This is a genomic window from Actinophytocola sp., from assembly GCF_036555685.1.
Lineage (GTDB): Bacteria > Actinomycetota > Actinomycetes > Mycobacteriales > Pseudonocardiaceae > Actinophytocola.
In genome coordinates this window covers 1-15,828 of record NZ_DATBKY010000047.1, presented here as the reverse complement: position 1 = coordinate 15,828, position 15,828 = coordinate 1, and the positions used below count along the sequence as shown (strand labels likewise).

At 70.8% G+C, this 15,828-nt stretch carries 20 protein-coding genes; 10 read left to right on the top strand and 10 right to left on the bottom strand.

The genetic code is table 11. The features are described from left to right. Positions 1-145 precede the first annotated feature (145 nt). The 3 genes from VH969_RS05120 (at position 146) to VH969_RS05110 (ending at position 2,934) form a co-directional block, all read left to right on the top strand. Positions 146-1,570 (top strand): MFS transporter, encoded by a 1,425-nt coding sequence (locus VH969_RS05120; RefSeq protein ID WP_331971141.1) that lies wholly within the window; start codon positions 146-148, stop codon positions 1,568-1,570. 36 nt (positions 1,571-1,606) lie between these two features. Then, a complete protein-coding gene (locus VH969_RS05115; RefSeq protein WP_331971289.1) occupies positions 1,607-2,344 on the top strand; it encodes a thymidine kinase in 738 nt (245 codons plus the stop codon). Positions 2,345-2,589: 245 nt separating this feature from the next. Further along, on the top strand, positions 2,590-2,934 hold the full coding sequence (locus VH969_RS05110) for an RNA polymerase-binding protein RbpA (protein ID WP_331971138.1): 345 nt from the start codon (positions 2,590-2,592) through the stop codon (positions 2,932-2,934). A gap of 142 nt (positions 2,935-3,076) precedes the next feature. Here the strand turns inward: VH969_RS05110 and VH969_RS05105 are convergent, their stop codons facing one another. Genes VH969_RS05105 through lnt form a run of 3 tightly spaced genes read right to left on the bottom strand, consistent with a single transcriptional unit; the run spans position 3,077 to position 5,844 of the window. Further along, entirely contained in the window at positions 3,077-3,436 is a 360-nt protein-coding gene (locus tag VH969_RS05105; RefSeq protein WP_331971135.1) for a hypothetical protein, read from the bottom strand. Beyond that, a complete protein-coding gene (locus tag VH969_RS05100; protein ID WP_331971132.1) occupies positions 3,433-4,191 on the bottom strand; it encodes a polyprenol monophosphomannose synthase in 759 nt (252 codons plus the stop codon). Before VH969_RS05100 ends, VH969_RS05105 begins: the two co-directional genes overlap by 4 nt. Before the next feature lie 48 nt (positions 4,192-4,239). Further along, positions 4,240-5,844, bottom strand: coding sequence for an apolipoprotein N-acyltransferase (gene lnt, locus VH969_RS05095; RefSeq protein WP_331971129.1), 1,605 nt, complete (start codon positions 5,842-5,844; stop codon positions 4,240-4,242). A 149-nt stretch (positions 5,845-5,993) separates the two neighbouring features. On the opposite strand from lnt, the gene VH969_RS05090 reads away from it, so the two are divergent. Continuing rightward, entirely contained in the window at positions 5,994-6,614 is a 621-nt protein-coding gene (locus tag VH969_RS05090) for a DUF47 domain-containing protein (RefSeq protein WP_331971126.1), read from the top strand. Positions 6,615-6,617: 3 nt separating this feature from the next. Beyond that, positions 6,618-7,610, top strand: a complete 993-nt coding sequence (locus VH969_RS05085; RefSeq protein WP_331971123.1) for an inorganic phosphate transporter — start codon at positions 6,618-6,620, stop codon at positions 7,608-7,610. A gap of 3 nt (positions 7,611-7,613) precedes the next feature. Here the strand turns inward: VH969_RS05085 and VH969_RS05080 are convergent, their stop codons facing one another. Next, entirely contained in the window at positions 7,614-7,994 is a 381-nt protein-coding gene (locus tag VH969_RS05080; RefSeq protein WP_331971120.1) for a DUF5313 family protein, read from the bottom strand. Positions 7,995-8,042: 48 nt separating this feature from the next. On the opposite strand from VH969_RS05080, the gene VH969_RS05075 reads away from it, so the two are divergent. Together VH969_RS05075 and VH969_RS05070 are read left to right on the top strand one after the other, a co-directional pair. After that, entirely contained in the window at positions 8,043-8,480 is a 438-nt protein-coding gene (locus VH969_RS05075) for a MarR family winged helix-turn-helix transcriptional regulator (RefSeq protein WP_331971117.1), read from the top strand. A 166-nt stretch (positions 8,481-8,646) separates the two neighbouring features. Then, positions 8,647-9,396 carry an isocitrate lyase/PEP mutase family protein gene (locus VH969_RS05070; RefSeq protein WP_331971114.1) on the top strand — a complete coding sequence of 250 codons (750 nt, stop codon included), beginning with the start codon at positions 8,647-8,649 and terminating at the stop codon, positions 9,394-9,396. 35 nt (positions 9,397-9,431) lie between these two features. Here VH969_RS05070 and VH969_RS05065 read toward each other — a convergent pair whose 3' ends face one another. Genes VH969_RS05065 through VH969_RS05055 form a run of 3 tightly spaced genes read right to left on the bottom strand, consistent with a single transcriptional unit; the run spans position 9,432 to position 10,964 of the window. Next, positions 9,432-10,097, bottom strand: a complete 666-nt coding sequence (locus VH969_RS05065) for a dihydrofolate reductase family protein (RefSeq protein WP_331971111.1) — start codon at positions 10,095-10,097, stop codon at positions 9,432-9,434. Beyond that, entirely contained in the window at positions 10,097-10,618 is a 522-nt protein-coding gene (locus VH969_RS05060; protein WP_331971108.1) for an SRPBCC family protein, read from the bottom strand. Before VH969_RS05060 ends, VH969_RS05065 begins: the two co-directional genes overlap by 1 nt. Beyond that, the gene (locus tag VH969_RS05055) at positions 10,602-10,964 is read right to left on the bottom strand and encodes an ArsR/SmtB family transcription factor (RefSeq protein WP_331971105.1); all 363 of its coding nucleotides are present in this window, start codon (positions 10,962-10,964) and stop codon (positions 10,602-10,604) included. Before VH969_RS05055 ends, VH969_RS05060 begins: the two co-directional genes overlap by 17 nt. A 189-nt stretch (positions 10,965-11,153) precedes the next feature. Between VH969_RS05055 and VH969_RS05050 the strand changes: the two genes are divergently transcribed. Next, a complete protein-coding gene (locus tag VH969_RS05050; RefSeq protein ID WP_331971102.1) occupies positions 11,154-12,326 on the top strand; it encodes a pyridoxal phosphate-dependent aminotransferase in 1,173 nt (390 codons plus the stop codon). A 62-nt stretch (positions 12,327-12,388) separates the two neighbouring features. Beyond that, positions 12,389-12,673, top strand: coding sequence for a hypothetical protein (locus VH969_RS05045; RefSeq protein ID WP_331971099.1), 285 nt, complete (start codon positions 12,389-12,391; stop codon positions 12,671-12,673). A 26-nt stretch (positions 12,674-12,699) separates the two neighbouring features. On the opposite strand, the gene VH969_RS05040 is transcribed toward VH969_RS05045, so the two are convergent. The 3 genes from VH969_RS05040 to VH969_RS05030 are packed head-to-tail and all read right to left on the bottom strand — an operon-like array spanning position 12,700 to position 15,274. Continuing rightward, positions 12,700-14,223 (bottom strand): multicopper oxidase family protein, encoded by a 1,524-nt coding sequence (locus VH969_RS05040; RefSeq protein ID WP_331971096.1) that lies wholly within the window; start codon positions 14,221-14,223, stop codon positions 12,700-12,702. After that, positions 14,220-14,657: a hypothetical protein gene (locus tag VH969_RS05035; RefSeq protein ID WP_331971093.1), complete on the bottom strand. Its 438-nt coding sequence runs from the start codon at positions 14,655-14,657 to the stop codon at positions 14,220-14,222. The genes VH969_RS05040 and VH969_RS05035 overlap by 4 nt, the downstream gene beginning before the upstream one ends. Beyond that, positions 14,654-15,274 carry a hypothetical protein gene (locus VH969_RS05030; RefSeq protein WP_331971090.1) on the bottom strand — a complete coding sequence of 207 codons (621 nt, stop codon included), beginning with the start codon at positions 15,272-15,274 and terminating at the stop codon, positions 14,654-14,656. Before VH969_RS05030 ends, VH969_RS05035 begins: the two co-directional genes overlap by 4 nt. A gap of 146 nt (positions 15,275-15,420) precedes the next feature. Between VH969_RS05030 and VH969_RS05025 the strand changes: the two genes are divergently transcribed. After that, positions 15,421-15,828, top strand: a 408-nt coding sequence (locus VH969_RS05025; RefSeq protein ID WP_331971087.1) for a hypothetical protein, incomplete at its 3' end; no start/stop codon positions are given.

Genomic DNA, 15,828 nt, shown 5'->3' with positions numbered 1-15,828 from the left:
CGCCTCTTCGGTCGCACTCGGTAGCGACACGCCGAACATTCCCCGGCCGGCAGAGCACCGTTTGGCATCACCTCACACGAGTCGATCACCGGTGCTTCGCCGACCGCTAAGGTCCCGTGCCAGTTCCGGGACGGAGGAAGATGCGATGAGCGTCGTGGGTGACGAGGAGGCGGTCGGCAACGCGCCCGACCGGCGCCGCGAACAGCGCGGCTGGGTGTTCTACGACTGGGCCAACTCGGTGTTCCCGACCTCCGTGATCACCGTGTTCGGCGCGCTGTACCTCACCGCGGTGGCCGCCGAGGCCGCGATCGCGGACACCGCGACCAACGGCCCGAACCCGTGCCCGGAAGATGCCGACGGCAGCGCGAACAAGCTGGTCAACTGCCAGATCGACGCGTTCGGCTGGCATTTCCAGGCCGGCTCGCTGTGGGGCTACCTGCTGGCCGTGGCGACCGTGATCCAGGTGCTGATCGTCCCGCTGATGGGCGCGATCGCCGACCGGACGCAGAACAAGAAGCGCATGCTCGCGATCTTCGCCTTCGGCGGCGCGGGGGCGACCGCGCTCATGTCGCTGGTGAGCGGCACCGACTGGCAGCTCGGCGTCGTCCTGTTCGTCCTCGGCAACATCGGCTTCGGCACGTCGGTGGTCATCTACTACTCGTTCATCCCCGACATCGCGACCGCCGACGAGCGCGACGCGCTGTCCACCCGCGGCTGGGCGTTCGGCTACCTCGGCAGCGGCTGCGCGTTGCTGTTGCAGCTCGCGATCTACCTCGCGCACGACTCGCTCGGCCTGACCGAGGGCAACGCCGCGCAGATCGCCTTCCTGATGTCCGGCCTGTGGTGGGCCGGGTTCACGCTGATCCCGCTGCGCCGGCTGCGCAACCACCAGCGCCCGCACGGCGCCGAGCACGGCACCGGCGTGCTCGGCGGCGGCTTCCGCGAGCTCGCGTCCACGATCAAGCTGGCCCGCGCGTACCCGCTGACGCTCGCCTTCCTCGGCACGTACCTGATCTACACCGACGGCATCTCGACGGTGGCCAACGTGTCCGCGCAGTACGGCAGCGAGGAGCTGCACTTCTCCGACACGGTGCTGATCGGCACGATCCTCATCGTGCAGTTCGTGGCTTTCTTCGGCGGCGTGCTGCACGGCGTCGTCGCCCGCCGGCTCGGCGCCAAGCGCACGATCATGTGCAGCCTGGTGGTCTGGGTCGTCGTCATCACGTTCGCGTACTTCGTGCAGGCCGGCCAGGCGATCCAGTTCTACCTGCTCGCGGTGGGCATCGGCCTGGTGCTCGGCGGCACGAACGCGCTGTCCCGGTCGCTGTTCAGCCAGATGGTGCCGCAGGGCAAGGAGGCGCAGTACTTCTCGATCTACGAGATCGGCGAGCGGGCGACCTCCTGGATGGGCCCGGCGCTGTTCGCGTTCATGGCCGGGGCCACCGGCTCGTACCGGCCGGCGATCATCTCACTGGTGATCTTCTTCTTCGTCGGCCTGGTGTTGATGTTCTTCGTGCCGGTGCGCAGGGCGATCCAGGCGGTGGGCAACCCGGAGCCCGCAGTCCTGTAGCCGCGGCGGTCGATAGGGTGGCGGCTCGTGGAGCCGATGCCCCGGAATCTTTCCGATCTGACCGACCCGACCGACGCGCTGTCCGCGGTGCCCGCCGCGGGGTCGCGCCGGGCCGTCCCGGTGGTCGGGCACCTGCGGTTCTACTACGGGCCGATGGACTGCGGTAAGTCGACGCTCGCGCTGCAGGTGGATCACAACCAGGCGCGGCAGGGCCGCCGAGGCCTGCTGCTGGTGCACCACGACCGGTCCGGCAAGGCGCAGATCACGAGCCGGATCGGTATCACCCGCACGGCCATCGAGGTGCACGCCGGCATCGACGTCCGCGACCTGGTCCGCGCGCGGTGGGCGGAGGGCGTGCGGGTCGACTACCTGATCGTCGACGAGGCCCAGTTCCTCGCGCCGGAGCAGGTCGACCAGCTCGCCGAGCTGGCCGACGACGTGCAGGTGGACGTGTACTGCTTCGGCATCGCGACGGACTTCCGCAGCCACCTGTTCCCGGGCTCGCGCCGGTTGTTCGAGCTGGCAGACGAACTGGAACCGGTGCAGGTCGACGTGCTGTGCTGGTGCGGGCTGCCGGCGCGGTTCAACGCCCGGGTGGTCGACGGCGAGGTGATCCGGGCCGGCGACACGGTGCTCGTGGCCGACACGGAACGTGAGTCTCCACATTCCGCCATGACGGCTACCGTGCGTTATCAAGTCCTCTGCCGGCGGCATTTCCGCATCGGCGATCTCGGCCCCACGGTCGCCGCCCAGGGACAGCTCAGTCTCGCCTAAGGGCCCATCAGGCGCAGCACTCTCGACCAGATGGGTGATGCTTGACCCAATCCTGAGACAGGTGCGTCACGAACATGTTTAAGGGTGGTCTTCACAGTGGAAACTTGAGGTGCGGGGAAGCCGGAGATCACCCTGAGCAACCGCGTGTGGCAGGCGGGAACGAAATGGCACGCGAAGACGTTGCTCTTGGTGAGCACCACCCTGGTTCGAGCCGGGAGCCTCGAACCTAACGAAAGGACGTCACGATGGCCGACCGTGTACTCCGTGGAAGCCGACTTGGCGCGGTCAGCTACGAGACCGATCGTAACCACGATCTGGCCCCACGCCGCACGATCCGCTACGCGTGCCCGAAGGACCACGAGTTCGAGGTCCCGTTCTCGGACGACGCCGAGGTCCCGGCGGTGTGGGAATGCCGCCTGCACGGTACCGCCTCGAAGCTGATCGACGGCACCGAGCCCGAGGCCAAGAAGGTCAAGCCACCGCGTACGCACTGGGACATGTTGCTCGAGCGGCGCACGATTCCGGAGCTGGAGGACCTGCTCGACGAGCGCCTGCAGGAGCTGAAGGTCCGCAGGAGCCGTTCCGCGTAAGCCCTCCCGCGGCTTACCTGCAAACGCCGAATGCCACGAAGGGACCCGCCCGTCCCGACGTGGCATTCGGCTTTTGACAGCCGGGCACGTCGGCGTCGTGCCCGATCCGGCGAATCCGATCCGGCGAACGAGCCTGGGCGAGTCAGACCGACTTGAACTCCACCCGGATCGCGTGCATGCGAACCGTGTCGATGTTCTCCACCGAGTGCGGCCCCTCGGGCGGCGTCCACGACCCCGTGAGCGCGTCCCGCGGCGGCAAGGGATCCGGTGACTCGAACGTGACCTCGTCGCCGATGTAGTAGCGGATCCGCGCGCGGCCGTCGGTCATCATCACGCTCGGCCAGCGGTGCGTGTGCTCCGGCTCGTGGACGCCCGGCTCCAGGGTCACCTCCAGCACGCGCACGTGCTCGTTCTCGAACACCACGCGATGCGAGTTCGGCGCGGCGACGACGGCGTCCAGGTCGTCGCCCCAGAGCCACTCCCCCTCGACGACGTGCGTCATACGCCGCGCCGGAACAGGCCGCGAACCTGGTTACCACGCCGCCGCAGGCCCCACTTGGTCACCCGGATCAACGCCTCCCGGATGATGTCGCCAGACATCTTCGACTGCCCGTGCACCCGCTCGGTGAACGTGATCGGCACCTCGACGACCGTGAACCCGGCCTCGATCGTGCGCCAGCCGAGGTCGATCTGGAAGCAGTAGCCCTGCGAGGCCACGTTGTCGATGCGGATCTTCTCCAGCGCCGCCCGCCGGTAGGCGCGGAAACCACCCGTGATGTCCTTGACCTTGGCGCCCAGCGCGACACGCGAGTAGACGTTCGCCCCCCAGGACAGGAAGTACCGGCGGAACGGCCAGTTGACGACCTTGCCGCCGGGCACGTACCGGGAGCCGATCGCGAGGTCGGCGTCGGTCAGGGCGTCGAGGATGCGCGGCAGGTCCTCCGGCGCGTGCGAGCCGTCGGCGTCCATCTCCACCAGCACCGCGTAGTCGCGGTCCAGCCCCCACCGGAACCCGGCCACGTACGCCGCGCCGAGGCCGTTCTTCTCCGTGCGGTGCAGGACGTGCACCCGGCCGTCGGCGTCGTTCTTCGCCATCTCGTCGGCGATCTCGCCGGTGCCGTCCGGGCTGCCGTCGTCGACGACGAGGACGTGCGCCTTCGGCAGGGCCGCGTGCAGCCGGGTCACGATCGACTCGATGTTGTCCCGCTCGTTGTAGGTCGGGATCACCACCAGCACCGGCTCGAGCTGGTCCGCCATACGTCGTTCTCCTCCTCGTCGGCGCCCCTGCACGCCGGCTTCATCGGTCTACTTGCTGACTGGCCGGCGCCGCCGCACGACGACCGCGGCCGCGAGCGCGCCGAGCCCGAGGATCGTGAGGACCCACTCCGTGCTCGACCCGAGTCGATCGGACAGCGTAGTCGTTGACCGCAGCGGCACCCGCTCGACCAGGGCCGCGTCGGTGAACAGGCCGGTCTGCCGGCTCACCGAGCCGTCGGGCCGCACGAACGCGCTGACCCCGCTCGTCGCCGCGACAGCCACCTCGCGGCCGTGCTCGACGGCGCGGACGCGGTCCATGGCGAGCTGCTGGTAGGTCATCTCGGTGTACCCGAAGGTGGCGTTGTTCGTTGGCACCGCGAGGAGGTTCGAGCCCCGCGCGGAGTCGCGCACGACGCCGTCGAACGCGACCTCGTAGCAGGTGGCGAGCCCGATCCGGGCGCCGGCCATGTCGAAGATCGTCGCCTTGTCGCCGGGGACGAACCGGCCGGCCCGGTCGACGGTCGAGGTGAACAGGCGGAAGAACGAGCGGAACGGCATCGTCTCGCCGAACGGCTGCAGCTGGCGCTTCGTGTACTGGTTCACCGGTCCGCGCTCGGGATCCCACAGCAGCATCGTGTTGCGCGGCAGGCCGTCGTCGCCGACCAGCACGGAACCGACCGCGATCGGCGCCTTGACGGCCTTGGCGGCGCGCTCGATGCCGGCGTATGCGTCGGGGTTGCGGAAGGGGTCGATGTCCGAGGAGTTCTCCGGCCAGATCACGAGGTCGGGCTGGGGCTCGCGGCCGGCGGCGATGTCGTCGGCGAGCCGCACGGTGCGGGCGACGTGGTTGTCCAGCACGGCGCGACGCTGGGCGTTGAAGTCGAGGCCGGCGCGGGGCACGTTGCCCTGCACGACGGCGACCGTCGCCTCGCCGTCGTTGGCGTCGGTGCCGACGAGCGGCAGCGCGCCGAACGCGGCGGCGACGGGCACGACCGTGGCGAGCACGGGCGTGACGAGCCGCCGAACGCCCAGCTCGCGGCGCACCAGCCGGCGGGCGAGCGCGGCGAGGCCGAACCCGGTCAGCGTCACGGCCAACGCGATCAGCGGGGTGCCGCCGACCGCCGCCAGCGGCAGGTAGCTGCCCTCGGGCTGGGTGAAGGCGATGTTGCCCCAAGGGAAGCCGCCGAACGGGAAGACCGACCGCAGCGCCTCGCCCGCGACCCACAGCAGCGCGGCCCACACCGGCCAGGCCGGGAGCACGGTGGCGACCGCGATGGCCGCGCCGGACAGCGCCACGAGCACGGCTTCGGCGAGCGCGAGCGGCAGCCACGCGACGAGCCCGACGAACTCGCCGGTCCACGCGAGCAGCGGGACGAGGTAGCCGAGCCCGAAGCAGAGCGCGTAGCCGAACCCGGCCCGCGCGCGGCGTCCGGCCAGCACCCAACCGAGGACCGCGAACGCGATCGGCGCGAGCCACCAGAGCGTGCGCGGCGGACCGCTGAGGTAGAGCAGCACCCCGGCCGCCGCGGCCGCGAGCGTCCGGACCAGGACGTGCCAGCGCGGCGGCCGGTCCGGTTTGCCGGGAGGCTCCGGAATGCCGGACGAGTCCGGGGAATCCGGCGACGACTCCGGCGAGACAGCGGGTGCGACCACCAGATCAGCGTACGGCGTGCCCTGTTCACTCCCCGTGGGCACACCGCGCGGCCGGCCATGCCGCCACCAGACGAAGGTAGGGAGGACCCGAGGTTTCGCACAGATGACGTACGGCCATACTCCACGCACACCGTGGAGGGGAACGTTCGATGCGCTTGCGTCTCAAACCGCGCAACACCCGGTTCTTCGAGCTTTTCAGCGTCGCAGGCACGAACGTGGTCGCCGCCGTGGCGGTGCTGCGCGAGTTCGCGTCCGCCCCGGCCGAGGCGTGGCCCGAGCTGGCCAAGCGGATGCACGAGTGCGAGCACGCGGGCGACGACGCGACGCACGAGATCTTCGAGCACCTGAACCGCTCGTTCATCACGCCGTTCGACCGCGAGGACATCTACCGGCTCGCGGTGCGGCTCGACGACGTCATCGACTTCATCGACGCCGCGGTCGACCTCGCGGCGCTCTACGCCCCGGAGATCCTGCCCGACGGCATGCGCGCACAGGTCGACATCCTCGACGAGATGGCGCGGCTGACCGCGAAGGCGATGCCGCGCCTGGCGACGCTGCAGAACCTGGACGACTACTGGGTCAAGACCAACGAGCTGGAGAACGACGCCGACCAGGTCTACCGGCGGCTGCTGTCCAAGCTGTTCAGCGGCGAGTTCGACACGCTGACCGTGATGAAGCTCAAGGAGATCATCGACCAGCTCGAGTCGGCGGCCGACGCGTTCGAGCACGTCGCGGACGTCGTGCACGCCATCGCGGTGAAAGAGTCCTGACCGGTGGAGCTCCTCGGGCTCATCCTCATCATCCTGCTGGTCACCTGGTTCGACTTCACGAACGGTTTCCACGACGCGGCCAACGCGGTCGCGAGCGCGGTGTCCACCGGTGCCCTCTCGCTGCGTGGCGCGCTCGCGGTGGCCGCGGTGATGAACCTGCTCGGCGCGCTCGCCGGCACGGGGGTCGCGGTCACCGTCGCGAAGGGCGTCATCGCCACGCCCCATGACACGGGCGGGCTGACGGTGGTCGCCGCGGCGCTGCTGGGCGCGATCCTGTGGAACATCACGACCTGGTACTTCGGGCTGCCGTCCTCGTCCTCGCACGCGCTTATCGGCGGGCTCGTGGGTGCGGCGCTGGCCTCGTCCACGTCGGTGCAGTGGATGGGCGTGGTCACCAAGGTCGCGATCCCGATGGTCGTCTCCCCGATCGTCGGCCTGACACTCGGCTACCTGACGATGGTCGGGCTGATGTGGGCATTCCGGCGGATGAACGCGCATCGCGTCGGCCGGGTGCTGCGCCGCGCGCAGCTGGGGTCGGCGTCGGCGCTCGCGTTCGGCCACGGCCTGCAGGACGCGCAGAAGAGCATGGGGGTGATCGTGCTGGCGCTCGTGCTCACCGGCTACCAGGACGACTACACGGTGCCGTTCTGGGTGATCCTGCTGTGCGCCTCGGCGCTCGCGGCCGGCACCTGGTCCGGCGGCCTGCGGATCATGCGCACGCTCGGCAGGCGGATCTTCAACCTGACGCCCGCGCACGGGTTCGCGGCCGAGATCTCCGCGACGGCCGTGCTGTACACGACGGCGTTCGTGTTCGCCGCGCCGGTGTCCACGACCCACGTGGTCACCTCGGCGATCATGGGCGCGGGCGCGACCCGGCGTCGCTCCGCCGTGCGCTGGTCGGTGGCCGGCGACATCGCGATCGGCTGGGTGCTGACCGCCCCCGCCGCCGGGACGGTCGCCGCGATCTTCTACGGCCTGATCGCGCTGTTCATCTGACCATCAGCGGAAGTTGGCGTCGTACCGCGCCCGGATGCGCGCCTCCGCCGACTCATTGCGCGCGTCGCGAACCGCCTTCGCCGCGCCCTGGGCGTGGCCGTGCTTGACTGCGCGCATGTCGCTGCTCTCCTCGACGTACGACAGCGAGAAGTACGCGCCGACGATCACCACCAGCAGCGCCATCGCCGCGCGCAGCCCCAGCGGGCCGGGCACCAGCAGGCAGGCCGCCGCAAGCGGGGCCACCAGGACGGACATCCGGGCCACGTGGCGCCACACCCACGTGCGGGCGGTGACGTCGCGCAGGACCCAGTCGTGCAGCCCGGCGGGGAGCCGCCCGCCGAATGTGTACCAGAGCCACTGGAACGCGTTCGGTCGTCGTGACATGCCGGTACACTAACATTTAGTACGCTAACTATTAGGGTGATAAGCATCATGGACCTCGGCCCCGACCCGCTCGCGCTCGACCGGCAGGTGTGCTTCGCGCTCTCGGTCGCCTCGCGCAGCGTGATCGCGATCTACCGGCCGCTGCTGGAACCGCACGGGCTGACCCACCCGCAGTACCTGGTGCTGCTGGCGCTCTGGGAGTCCTCGCCGCGCTCGGTCGGCGAGCTGGGCCGGACACTGCGCCACGAACCGGCCACCCTCTCCCCCATGCTCAAGCGGCTCGAGGCGCTCGGCTACGTCACGCGCCGCCGGGCCCGCGCGGACGAGCGGCAGCTCGAGGTCGAGCTCACCGAGGCCGGCCGCGCCCTGCGCGCGGAGGCCGAGAAGATCCCCTACGAGGTGGTCGAGACCCTCGGCATGTCGCTGGCGGAGCTGGAGTCGCTGCACAAGGCGCTGTCCCGGGTGCTCGCCGCCACCGACCGATGACGCTCGGCGCCGAGGTCGGATGTCGTACCCGGGTGCTACACAGTGCGCATGGGAGTCGGATCGGTGGTGCTCGGCGCGACGGACGTCCGGCGGGCGATGGCCTTCTGGAGCGAGGGCAACCCGGTTCTGCGTGACCCAGGGCTGATTCCGGGGAGGCGGAACAGACATGAGCTTCCGTGACCTGCACTACGGCGAGCGGCCGCTGGTGCTGCCCAACGCCTGGGACGTGGGCTCGGCGCTGGCCTTCCTCGAGGCCGGCTACCCGGCGATCGGCACGACGAGCTTCGGCGTCGGGGCGAGCGCCGGGCACACCGACGGGAGCCGGTCCGCGCGAGCGGAGACGCGGGCGCTCGTGGCGCGGCTGGTGGCGCTGCCGTGCTTCATCACGGCCGACGTCGAGGACGGGTACTCCGACGACCCGGCCGAGGTGGCCGATTACGTCGCCGGGCTCGGCGTCGCCGGCGTCAACCTCGAGGACAGCACGGCCGGGATGCTGGTCGATCCGCGGGTGCATGCCGCGAAGGTGGCGGCGGTCAAGGAGCGCGACCCGGACGTGTTCGTGAACGCGCGCGTCGACACGTACTGGTTCGGCCAGGACATCCCGGCCACCCTGGAGCGCGCTTTGTCCTACGTGGACGCGGGCGCGGACGGTGTCTTCGTGCCGGGCGCGATCGGCCGGGACGCCCTCCGCGAGCTCACCCGGGCGGTCCCCGTGCCGGTCAACGTGCTGCCGGTGCTCCCGCTGGACGAGCTTGCCGGGCTCGGCGCGCGGCGCGTCAGCACGGGCTCGCTGCCGTACCGGGCGGCCATCGACACCGCGGTCGCGGTGGCCGCCGCCATCCGCGACGGCCGGCCGGCGCCCGCGGCCACGCCCTATCCGGACATGCAGGCGCGCCTGGCCAGGTTCGGCAGCTGACGCCCGGCGCCGCGACGGCGACGCGGGACCGCGGGCTACCGGTGCCCGACGGTGTAGGTCAGGTGGGTCACCCGCGCCGATGCGTCCGCGCGGACCTGGTCCAGCGCGAGGCGGTCGGGGTCCACGCGGTCGAACAGGCGGATGCCGGTGCCGAACAGCACGGGCGCGAGGGTGATCGAGAACTCGTCGATCAGGCCGCTGTCCAGGTACTCCTGGATCGTCTCGGCGCCGCCGGCGATGCGCACGTCACGGTCGCCGGCGGCCTCGCGAGCCTGGTCGAGGGCGCTCGAGATGCCGTCGTTGACGAAGTGGAAGGTGGTGCCACCCGGCCGCTCCCACGGGCCACGCCTGGTGTGGGTGACGACGAACACCGGGGTGTGGAACGGCGCCTCGTCCGGCCATGCCAGCTCGCCGCCGTCGAACATCCGCTTGCCCATGACGCTCACGCCGGTGCGCTCGTACGTCGCCCGTGCGATGTCGTTGTCGAGTCCTTCTTCGCCGCCCTCGCCGAGCTTGAGGTTCTCCCGGAACCACCGCTGCGGGAACAGCCACGCCTGCAGCTGCGACCACTTCGTCATCCAGCGCCGGGCCCTCGGGTCGGTCCGACCCTCGGGCGAGAAGACGTGCTCGACGGGCACGGCCTCCGGCGCCATGAAGCCGTCGAGCGACATCGTCACGCTGAAGAACACCTTCCCGGCCATCAGCCCTCCGCTCCCTTCGGTGCGGTCTGGGTCCCGGTGAGTTCGGCGACGTAGGCCGCCAGGTTGCGCAGGGTCTGCTCGCCGCCCTCGATCGCGTGGTAGTTCTCCACCGCCTCGTCGCGGAGTTCCTTGGTGGGGAACACCGCGCGCATCACGATCCGGGTCTGCTCGCCGGCCGGCTCGAAAGTCAGGACGGACTCGAAGGCGTTCGGGTCGTCGCGGGACTCGCCGTGCACCAGCGCGATCCGCTCCGGCGGCACGATCTCCGTCCAGGTGACCCACTCCTGGTAGTCGGTCCCGTCCGGCCCGTGCATCACGAAGTCCCAGTCCCCGCCCGCGCGGAACTCGAAGGACCGCGTCGTCGTCGTGAACCCTTCCGGTCCCCACCACCGCGACAGGTGCCGGACTCGCGTGAACGCCTCGAACACCAGCTCCCGCGGGGCGCCGATCACCCGGGAGACCACGACCTCGCGGTCCGCGGTCGCGTGCGCGGGCTCGCCGCCGCTACCGGTCGTCGCCATCGCGTGGGCCCTCCTGCCTTGCCTGCGTCAACTCCCGCACGTACTCGTCCAGCCGGTCGAAGCTCTCGTTCCAGAACCGCTCGAAACCGCCCACCCACTCGTGGACCGGCCGCAGCCCGCGGGCGTCCAGGCCGTACAGCCGCTGCTTGCCCGCCCCGCGGACCCGCACGAGACCGACCTCCCGGAGGACCCGCAGGTGCTTGGAGGCCTGCGGCTGGGTCATTCCCAGGTCTCGCGCCAGGCCGGTCACCGGCCGCTCGCCGCCCCGCAGCAGCACCAGGATCTCCCGTCGCTGCGGTTCGGCGATCGCGTTGAACGCGTCCGAGGTCGTCGCCGCTCGTGCCATGGCGCCATCATATGCCCATATCGGCATGTGAGACACCCCAGCGCGGCACACGAGGGGACGGATGCCGAGTCGGACTGTCCGGCTGCTCGCCACAAGTGCCCCGGAGTGGCGCCGTTACCTGTTTGTGAACTCTTGGCCGGTTCCGTACGTATGGGGTGGTGGTGAAACCGAGAGAACGGACGTGATCGCGTGGGCAACAGCGTGGATGCAGGGCTGTTCCAGCAGTCCGCACACAGCCCCTCGTACTTCGAGCTCGCCCGGCGGATGGGCGAGCACGGCCGGCAGCTGGTGGACTTCTGCATCCCCTGCAACCCGTACTTCCCCACGCCCGAGATGTTCGACGCGCTCGCCGCGAACCTCGAGACCGTGCTGAAGTTCTACCCCAGCGACGCGGACACGATCACCGGCCAGCTCGCCCGCGTGGTCGGGCTCAACCCCGCGACGATCGCCATGTCGAACGGGTCCACCGAGCTCATCACGTGGATGGACCACCTCTGGGTCCACGACAGCGTCGCCATCCCGATCCCCACCTTCGGCCGCTGGACCGACCAGCCACTCGAGACCGGCAAGCGCGTCGACATGTTCCCGCTGCGCGAGGCCGACTGCTTCCAGCTCAACGTCGACGAGTACATCCGCTTCATCCGGGCCAGACGCTCGCGCGTGGCCGTGCTCTGCAACCCCAACAACCCCGACGGCGGGTACGTCTCCCGCCGTGACGTCATCCGCTTCATGGACGAGCTCGCCGACCTCGACCTGGTCGTGATCGACGAGTCGTTCATCGACTTCGTCGAGGTCGAGCGCGAGCCCTCGGTGGCGAACGAGGCCGCGATCCGGCCCAACGTCGTCGTGCTCAAGAGCCTCGGCAAGAACTTCGGCCTGCACGGCATCCGGTTCGGCTACCTCGTCGCCAACCCCGGCCTCGCCGGCAAGATGCGCCGGACGCTGCCGAAGTGGAACCTCAACTCCCTCGCCGAGACGATCGTGTTCATGCTCCGCGACCACGGCGCGGAGTACCACCGCAGCCTGCAGCTGCTCGCGCGCGACCGGTACAGCATGGCCATGCAGCTCGCGCAGCTGCCGGAGCTGACCGTGTTCACCTCGCAGGCGAACTTCCTGCTGGTGAAGCTGTCCGCCGGCGTCGACGGCTCCGACCTGCGCGACTACCTCGTCAACGAGCACCAGGTCTTCATCCGCGAGTGCGGCAACAAGCTCGGCATGAGCAAGCAGTACCTGCGCCTCGTGGTCCGCCCGCAGCAGGATGTGGCCCGCCTGGTCACCGGGATCCACGACTACAGCCGCCGCCACTGGGCCGCCGAGGACGAGCTCGCCGTGCGCCGCAACGCCACGGACCGCTCCGCCTGACCTGCCCCGACACCTCCGGCGGCCGCGTTCGCGCGGGTCGCTCAGCGGGGCACAATGGTGGCATGGCAGCCACGGACGAACCGATCGACGGCGAGATCGTCGAGGACGGCACCGCGCTCGACAAGCCGCTCCCCCAGGTGCCGCCGAGCGACTATAACCAGGCGGGCGTGCCGACGTTCGACTACGTCCGCGACCGCATCGAGAACCGGGTCGCCACGTCGATAGGCTCGCAGGAGCTGGCCGGCGAGACCCCGGAGGGCAAGGCCGTCGAGGACCAGTTCGAGGCCCGTGAACGCGCCGGGCGCGACAAGCTCGAGGAGATCCGCCGCCAGATGCGCGGCGAGTAGCGCACGTGGTTCGCTCGCAAGGTCGCTCACGACGTCCGGAACGTCGCCATCATCGCCATGTCCTCGTGCTCCAGGTTGTGGCAGTGCAGCGGGTACTTGCCCGCGTAGTCGGTGAACCGCACGGCCACGTCCACGTACTCGTTCGGCAGGACGTCGACCGTGTCCTTCCAGCCCGCGTCCTCGGGGCGCGGCGGCTCGCCCTGCCGGGACAGCACCTGAAACGGGTCGAGGTGCACGTGGACCGGATGGTGCAGGTCGCTCACGATGCGCCACACCTCCAGCTCCCCCAGTGACACGTCCGCGTCGATCCGCCCGGCGTCGAACGAGGCGTCGTTGATCAGCCAGCCCTTGTGGTCGCCGAGCTCCCCGCGGGTGAACCGCCACTCCCGCGTGCGCACCGCGCGGGCCGGGTCCAGCCGCGGCACCGACGACAGGCGCGCCGGTACCCGGCTGTCGTCCGGCCCGCGGCGGGTGACCCGGAACCGCAGCACGGACGCCGTCGGGCCGCTGCCCAGTCCATTTTGGAGCGTCAGCGAAGTGCCGGGCCGCTGGCCGGAGAAGTCCAGCACCACGTCGAACCGCTCGCCCGGGGCGATCGTCAGCGTGTCCAGCGTCGCCGGCCGGGCCAGCAGCCCGCCGTCGGCTCCGATGTGGACGAACGGCACGCCCGGCACCGACAGCCGGTAGCGCCGCGCGTTCGACGCGTTCAGGATCCGCAGCCGGTACCGCGCCGCCTCGACCGCCAGCTCCGGCCACGGCGCGCCGTTCACCAGCAGCACGTCGCCGAGCACGCCCTCCATGTAGTCGTCCTCGACACCCGGCAGCACCCGCATCGTGGCATCCCTCGCGGGGTAAAGGAAGGAGCCATCCTCGTCGAACGACCGGTCCGTGATCATCAACGGGATGTCCCGCTCCCCGCGGGGCAGCGGCAACGCGGACTCCTCGTCGTCGCGAATCAGGTGGAAGCCGGCCAGTCCTCTGTAGACGGCTGGGCCGGTGAAGTCCATCCGGTGGTCGTGGTACCACAGCGTCGCGGCCCGCTGCGCGCACGGGTACACGTAGTCCTGCTGCCCGACGGTGACCTTGCCGCCCATCCCGTGCGCCATGTCCCAGTCCGGTGGCACGAGGACATCGGTCGGGAACCCGTCGCTCGACGCCGGCGTGTGGCCGCCGTGCAGGTGCACCACGCTCGGCACCGGCAGCTCGTTGCGATGCGTCACGACCGTCCGCCGTCCACTGTGGCTCACGATCGTCGGGCCCGGGAACATCCCGTCGTAGCCCATGATCCGCGTCCGCAGCCCCGGCAGGATCTCCACCGACGCCTCCCGCTGCGTGATCGCGTAGTAGTCCGCGGACGCGTCCGAGCGCACCGGGCGGGCCACCGGCGGGATCGGCAGCGGCACGGTGAACGGCTCCGGCAGCCGCGCCCGGCTGCGCATCAGCTCCGCCGTCTGCCCCGCCGCGCCGGGCAGCACCAGCGAGCCCAGGCTCGCCGCCCCGAGCACCGACAGGCCCGCCACACCGAGGAACCCGCGCCGCGACAACGTCATGACGACCCCCGGGTGCGCCGCGCGGACGCCCGGAACAGCCACACGGTCAGCAGGATCTGCATCGCGATGATCGACACCCCGAGCGGGATGTGGATCGCGACCAGCGACGAGTACCCCAGCCCCGACTGCACCTGCTCGGCCAGCACCAGCCCCAGCGACGCCCACAGCGGCCACGCCCGCCCGCGCCCGGCCGACACGTAGACGATCGCCGCCGCGAGCTGCGCCAGGCCCAGCGCGGCGAGGACCATCCCGTTGATCTCGTGGAGCGTGAGCGCGTCGACGTCACCGTCCAGGTACATCCCGGCGAACGTCGGCTGCGCGATGATGGACAGCGAGTGCAGCACGGCCAGCACCCGCAAGGCCGTCAGCGTGCGCCGCGGTCCGGCCGGAACGGTCACGACCGGAGGCGCCGGGACGGCAGCCGTCGCACTCATCTCACCACCGCCATCGATCGCGCGGCCGGCACCCGGGCCAGCAGCAACGGCCACACCGGGAACCCCAGCCAGCCCACCATGCCGAGGACTCCCGCCAGCCCCCACAACGCGTACCGGCCGAGACCGGGCGGCAGGAGCGTCCCGAGACCGGCGAGCGCGATCGCCGCGAGGAAGCCGGTGCCGACCGTCGTGCCCAGCCGCACCGCCGGCCGCGGCAGCACGTCGCGCCCGGCCCGGCTCGCCGCGAGCACCCAGCCGAACGCCACCACGAAGCAGACAAGCACGGCCCACACCTGCGCCTCGAACGCGACCACGTCGGCGATCAGCGCCAGCTGCAGCGCCACGGCGGCGACCATCGCCGTCACCGCGGCGGTCGTCGCGCTCCGGCCGAGCCGGCCGCCCAGCCGGGCGTGCACGGCGAGGGCCACCGGGACCAGCGCCGCGAACTGCACCACGACCAGCGCGTCGTTGGCCGGCCCCAGCCAGGCGAACTCGGACACCTCGCGGGCCCACGGCCGGGCGAGCGCGAAGAACAGGATCAGCAGGCCGTTGGCGAACAGGCCGGCCAGCCCGGACAGCACGGCCCAGCGCGCGGCCGCGGGCGACGCGTCGTTCATGGGACTCACCTCCGGCTCGCAACGCTAGGTAGCCGACCGGCGTGACGGAACGTGGTCAGGGCGCAGATCGGGTTGGGGGCTGACCGCGGGGTGCGGACGTGGCCAGCCCCGTGGACGCGGTGATCGCGGAGCGTCACAATTCCCGTGTGACCACCTGGCACCGGTTGGCGCGCGTGGCCGGCATCGTGCTCGGCGGCGCCGGGCTGCTCGTCGCGTTCTGGAACCAGCTGGCCTTCCCGTCAGCGGACGGCCTGCTCGGCGGGCTGTCCTGGCTCGTGGTCGGCGTCGCCCCGGTCTACGGGGTCAGCGTGTGGGTGGTGTGCAGGCGCCCCGAGCACCCGCAGGCGCGGCGGCTGCTGCTGATGGGCAGCTCCCTCGCGGTCAACGTGGCGCTCGAAGGCCTGATACGGGAGGCCGCCGACCGGTACGGGACGGGCGGCTGGCTCTGGTTGCCCAACCTGGCCTACCAGTACAGCGGGGTGCTGTCGACGATCGCCGGAATCCTGCTCATCGCCTCCTACCCCGACGGCGTCGTCGAGCGCACCTGGCAGCGA

What these genes read in the sequence shown, in the direction of transcription:
- VH969_RS05120 (WP_331971141.1), top strand. Translation starts at nt 146, where the DNA reads ATGAGCGTCGTGGGTGACGAGGAGGCGGTCGGCAACGCGCCCGACCGG.
- VH969_RS05115 (WP_331971289.1), top strand. Translation starts at nt 1,607, where the DNA reads ATGCCCCGGAATCTTTCCGATCTGACCGACCCGACCGACGCGCTGTCC.
- VH969_RS05110 (WP_331971138.1), top strand. Translation starts at nt 2,590, where the DNA reads ATGGCCGACCGTGTACTCCGTGGAAGCCGACTTGGCGCGGTCAGCTAC.
- VH969_RS05105 (WP_331971135.1), bottom strand. Translation starts at nt 3,436, where the DNA reads ATGACGCACGTCGTCGAGGGGGAGTGGCTCTGGGGCGACGACCTGGAC.
- VH969_RS05100 (WP_331971132.1), bottom strand. Translation starts at nt 4,191, where the DNA reads ATGGCGGACCAGCTCGAGCCGGTGCTGGTGGTGATCCCGACCTACAAC.
- VH969_RS05090 (WP_331971126.1), top strand. Translation starts at nt 5,994, where the DNA reads ATGCGCTTGCGTCTCAAACCGCGCAACACCCGGTTCTTCGAGCTTTTC.
- VH969_RS05080 (WP_331971120.1), bottom strand. Translation starts at nt 7,994, where the DNA reads ATGTCACGACGACCGAACGCGTTCCAGTGGCTCTGGTACACATTCGGC.
- VH969_RS05075 (WP_331971117.1), top strand. Translation starts at nt 8,043, where the DNA reads ATGGACCTCGGCCCCGACCCGCTCGCGCTCGACCGGCAGGTGTGCTTC.
- VH969_RS05070 (WP_331971114.1), top strand. Translation starts at nt 8,647, where the DNA reads ATGAGCTTCCGTGACCTGCACTACGGCGAGCGGCCGCTGGTGCTGCCC.
- VH969_RS05065 (WP_331971111.1), bottom strand. Translation starts at nt 10,097, where the DNA reads ATGGCCGGGAAGGTGTTCTTCAGCGTGACGATGTCGCTCGACGGCTTC.
- VH969_RS05060 (WP_331971108.1), bottom strand. Translation starts at nt 10,618, where the DNA reads ATGGCGACGACCGGTAGCGGCGGCGAGCCCGCGCACGCGACCGCGGAC.
- VH969_RS05055 (WP_331971105.1), bottom strand. Translation starts at nt 10,964, where the DNA reads ATGGCACGAGCGGCGACGACCTCGGACGCGTTCAACGCGATCGCCGAA.
- VH969_RS05045 (WP_331971099.1), top strand. Translation starts at nt 12,389, where the DNA reads ATGGCAGCCACGGACGAACCGATCGACGGCGAGATCGTCGAGGACGGC.
- VH969_RS05040 (WP_331971096.1), bottom strand. Translation starts at nt 14,223, where the DNA reads ATGACGTTGTCGCGGCGCGGGTTCCTCGGTGTGGCGGGCCTGTCGGTG.
- VH969_RS05035 (WP_331971093.1), bottom strand. Translation starts at nt 14,657, where the DNA reads ATGAGTGCGACGGCTGCCGTCCCGGCGCCTCCGGTCGTGACCGTTCCG.
- VH969_RS05030 (WP_331971090.1), bottom strand. Translation starts at nt 15,274, where the DNA reads ATGAACGACGCGTCGCCCGCGGCCGCGCGCTGGGCCGTGCTGTCCGGG.